We start from the raw sequence: 4,842 nt of genomic DNA, 5'->3' as shown, positions 1-4,842 counted from the left end.
GACACCACCACCGCACGCGGCCCGTTCACCGCCGCGACCGACAGCCGACCCGCGAAGCCCTCCAGCGAGGACACGACCTCGTCCTCGGCGGCCTGGACGGCCACCATCCCGCCGCCCTCGGGCAGCGCACCCATCAGACGACCCCGCGCCACCACCAACCGCGCCGCATCCGACAGGGAGAGAACCCCCGCCACGTGCGCACAGGCCAGCTCACCGACCGAATGCCCGATCAGCACATCGGCCTTCACCCCGAGGGATTCCACCAGGCGGAACAGCGCCACCTCGACCGCGAACAACCCGGCCTGCGTGAACTCCGTACGATCCAACAGCCCGGCCTCCGCCGAACCCTCCGCCGCGAACAGCAACTCCTTCAGCGACCGCCCGAGAAGCGGATCGATGAACTCGCACACCTCGTCCAACGCCGCCGCGAACACCGGATAAGCAGCGGCAAGACCCGCACCCATCCCCGCCCGCTGCGCACCCTGACCCGTGAACAGGAAACCCGTCTTCCCCGACACCACGGCACCGCCGCCGGACTCCCAGCGCTCGTCCGTGAGGCCGGCCAGGGCGGCGATCAGCTCGTCGCGGTCGGCGGCGACGACGGCCGCGCGACGGTCGAACTGGGTCCGCGAGGAGACGGCGGAGAAGGACACGTCCGCCAGGGGCAGTTCCGGTCGGGCGAGCAAGTGGGCGCGCAGGCGCTCCGCCTGGGCGGCCACCGCCGCCGCGCTCTTGCCGGACAGCACCACCGGGAGGACCGGCGGCAGGTCGCGGCCGGGGGCGGTGCTTCCGTCGACGCCCGCTCCGGTGACCGTGTCGCCGGTCTCGGTGCCGTCGCCGGTTCCCGTGTCGCCGGCGGGGGTCCGGGTCTCCTCGGCGGCCGGGGCCTCTTCGAGGATGAGGTGGGCGTTGGTGCCGCTGATGCCGAAGGAGGAGACGCCGGCGCGGCGCAGCCGCTCTCCGGCGGGCCACTTCTCGGCGGCGGTGAGGAGGCGGACCTCGCCGGCGGTCCAGTCGATGTCCGGGGAGGGCTCGTCGACGTTGAGGGTCTGCGGCAGCACTCCGTGCCGCATCGCCATCACCATCTTGATGACGCCGGCCACGCCCGCCGCAGCGGAGGTGTGGCCGATGTTGGACTTGATGGAGCCGAGCCGCAGGGGGCCGTTCCCGGCCCGCTCCTGCCCGTACGTCGCCAACAGCGCCTGGGCTTCGATCGGGTCACCCAGACGGGTGCCCGTGCCGTGGCCCTCGACCGCGTCCACGTCGCCGGGGGCGAGTCCGGCGTTGGCCAGTGCCTGGCGGATGACCCGTTCCTGAGAGGGTCCGTTCGGGGCGGTGAGGCCGTTGCTCGCACCGTCCTGGTTGATCGCGGAACCACGGATGACGGCCAGCACGCGGTGGCCGTTGCGGCGGGCGTCCGAGAGGCGTTCCAGGACGACCAGGCCGACGCCGTCGGAGAAACCGGTGCCGTCGGCGGCGGCCGCGTAGGGCTTGCAGCGGCCGTCGGTGGCGAGGCCGCGCTGCCGGCTGAACTCCTGGAGCAGGAAGGGGCCCGCGAGGACGGTCACGCCGCCGACGAGGGCGAGGGAGCATTCGCCGGAGCGCAGGGCCTGCGAGGCCAGGTGCATGGCGACGAGCGAGGAGGAGCAGGCGGTGTCGACGGTGACGGCGGGGCCTTCGAAGCCGAAGCTGTAGGCGACGCGGCCGGAGACGACGCTGGAGGCGGTGCCGGCGAGGCGGAAGCCCTCCAGTTCGGGCTGCTGGGCGGGGCCGCCGGTGCTGCCGTAGTCGGAGAGGACGGCTCCGGCGAAGACGCCGGTGTCGGTGCCGCGGAGGGAGCCGGGGGCGATGCCCGCGTCCTCCAGGGCCTCCCAGGAGGCTTCCAGGAGGAGGCGCTGCATGGGGTCGATGGCGAGGGCTTCGCGGGGGCTGATCCCGAAGAAGGCCGCGTCGAAGTCGCCGACGCCGTCGACGAAGCCGCCGCCCTCGGCGTAGACCTTGCCGGACTGCTCGGGGTCGGGGTCGTACAGGTTCTCCAGGTCCCAGCCGCGGTCGGCGGGGAGGGCGGTGATGCCGTCGCGGCCTTCGGCGAGGAGGCGCCACAGTTCCTGCGGGGAGGTGGCGCCGCCCGCGTAGCGGCAGCTCATGCCGACGATGGCGATGGGTTCGGTGGCCTGTGCGAGGAGCCTGCGGTTCTGCTGGCGCAGGCGCTCGGTCTCCTTCAGGGATTTGCGGAGCGCTGCGACGAGCTCGTTCTGGTTGGCGGACATCGCCTTGGTTCCCCCGTTCGGCCGCGTGCCGGCGGCCGTGTTCTGAGCTGTTCTGGGATCGGACGTGGTGGCGTCTTCGCTCATTCCGCGTCTTCCTGGGTCATCCGGATGAGCGCGGCCACGTCCATGTCGTCGATCTCTTCGATGGACAGGGCGGATTCGTCGGTGCCCGCGGTGTCGGAGGGGTCCGTGGCGGCCAACTCGACGAGGGCGTCGAGGAGTCCGGCCTGCCGGAGTCGTCCGAGGGGGATCGAGGCGAGCAGGTCGCGGATCTCGTCCTCTTCGGAGCGGCGGCCGGTGTCGGCGGGCGTGCCGGTGGGGCTGGCGGCGGCCACGAGGTAGCGGGCGACGGCGAGCGGGTTGGGGTGGTCGAAGACCAGGGTGGTGGGCAGGCGGAGGCCGGTGGCCGGGGTGAGGCGGTTGCGGAGTTCCACCGCGGCCAGGGAGTCGAAGCCCAGCTCCTTGAAGGCGCGTTCGGCTTCGACGGCGTCGGCGGAGGCGTGACCGAGGACGGAGGCGACCTGGGCGCGGACGAGGTCCAGGGTGAAGCTCTCCCGGTCCTCGGGGGCGATGCCGGCGAGGCGGTCGGCGAGGGAGCCGCCGGCGGTCTCGGTGCGGCGGGCCGGGGTCTTGACGAGGCCGCGCAGCAGGGCGGGGAGCAGTCCGGACTGGGCCTGGGCGCGCAGGGCGGACTGGTCCAGGCGGGCGGGTACCAGGAGAGGCTCGTCGAACCGGCGTGCCAGGTCGAAGAGTTCGAGGCCGAGGTCGTTGGAGAGGGGGGCGACGCCGAGCCGGGACAGGCGGGCGATCTCGGCTTCTCCGAGTTCTCCGGTCATGCCGGTGGCCTCGCCCCACAGGCCCCAGGCCAGGGAGGTGGCGGGCAGGCCGGCGGCGCGCCGGTCGGCCGCGAGGGCGTCGAGGAAGGCGTTGGCGGCGGCGTAGTTGGCCTGGCCCGGGCTGCCGATCATGGCGGCGACGGAGGAGAACAGGACGAACGCCGACAGGTCGAGGTCCGCGGTGAGTTCGTGCAGGTTCAGGGCCGCGTCGGTCTTGGGGCGCATGACCCGTTCGACCTGCTCGGGGGTGAGGGTTTCGATGACGCCGTCGTCGAGGACGCCCGCGGAGTGGATGACCGCGCCGAGGGGTCGGTCGAGTCCGGCGAGGAGTTCGGCGAGCCGGTCGCGGTCGGAGACGTCGCAGGCGGCGGCCCGTGCCTCGGCGCCGAGGGCGGCGAGTTCCTCGACGAGTTCGGTGACGCCCTCGGCGGCGGGGCCTCGGCGGCTGACGAGCAGCAGGTGCTTGATGCCGTGGTGGGCGGCGAGGTGCTTGGCGAAGAGGGCGCCGAGGCCGCTGGTGCCACCGGTGACGAGGACGGTTCCCTCGGGGTCGAGGGGGGCCGGGACGGTGAGGACCACCTTGCCGGTGTTGCGGCCCTCGCGGAGGAAGCGGAAGGCGTCGGGTCCGCGGCGGACGTCCCAGGTGCGGATCGGGGCGTGTTCCAGTACGCCCTTCTCGAAGAGGGCGACGACCTCGGTCAGCATCTCCTGGATCCGCTCGGGGCCGGCTTCCAGCAGGTCGTAGGAGCGGTAGCGGACGCCAGCGTGGTCGGCGGCGACGACCTCGGGGTCGCGGAGGTCGGCCTTGCCCATCTCGACGAAGCGGCCGCCGCGGGGCAGCAGGTCCAGGGAGGCGTCGATGAACTCCCCGGCGAGGGCGTTGAGGACGACGTCCACGCCGGCGCCGTCGGTGAGCTCCAGGAAGGATTCGCGGAAGGACAGGTCGCGGGAGGAGGCGATGGCGGCGTCGGGGACGCCGAGGCCGCGGACGGCCTCCCGCTTCGGCTCGCTCGCCGTGGCGAGGACTTCGGCGCCGAAGTGCCGGGCCAGCTGCACGGCGGCCATGCCAACGCCGCCGGCGGCGGCGTGCACGAGGATCTTCTCGCCGCTGCGGAGTCCGGCCAGGTCCACCAGCCCGTAGTAGGCCGTCAGGTAGACCACGGGGAGGGCGGCGGCCTGCACGAAGGTGAAGTCGTCCGGCATCCGGACGACGGTCCGGCGGTCGGCGACGGCCACCGGCCCGAAGGCGTCGAGGATGAGGCCGAAGACCCGGTCGCCGACGGTCAGGTCGGTCACGGCGGAGCCCACTTCGAGGACGACGCCGGCGGCCTCGCTGCCGATCGGGGCCTCGCCCGGGTAGGTGCCGAGGGCGATGAGGACGTCACGGAAGTTGAGGCCGGCCGCGCGGATGCCGACGCGGACCTCGTTGACGCCGAGGGGCCGTTCGCCGCCGGAGGGCAGGATGGTGAGGTCCTCCAGGGAGCCCTTGCGCTTGCTGCCGAGGTGCCAGGCGCCGTCGAAGGCGATGGTCTCGGTGCGGGCGAGGCGGGGCACCAGGATCCCGCCGGCGCGGAGGGCGAGCTGCGGCTCGTCGGCGCCGACGAGGGTGGACCAGTCGGGGCGGCCGTCCCCTTCGTCTTCGGCCCCGGACCCGGCTCGGCCGGCGGCCGCGCTGTCGACGTCGACGGGGACGGCGACGAGCGGGAAGCGCCCGGGGGTCGCGGGCGGGGCGGGGC

2 protein-coding genes are annotated in these 4,842 nt (G+C 73.6%); both read right to left on the bottom strand.

Annotated features, from left to right (window positions below; translation table 11 throughout):
- Nucleotides 1–2,270, bottom strand: a 2,270-nt coding sequence (locus tag ABTZ17_RS36320; protein WP_352200094.1) for a type I polyketide synthase, incomplete at its 3' end; no start/stop codon positions are given.
- 80 nt (nt 2,271–2,350) lie between these two features.
- On the bottom strand, nt 2,351–4,842 hold a 2,492-nt coding region (locus tag ABTZ17_RS36315; protein ID WP_352200093.1), incomplete at its 5' end, for a type I polyketide synthase.

This window comes from Streptomyces sp. NPDC097619 (assembly GCF_040302735.1).
Taxonomy (GTDB): domain Bacteria; phylum Actinomycetota; class Actinomycetes; order Streptomycetales; family Streptomycetaceae; genus Streptomyces.
This window is presented reverse-complemented; position numbering and strand designations above follow the sequence as displayed.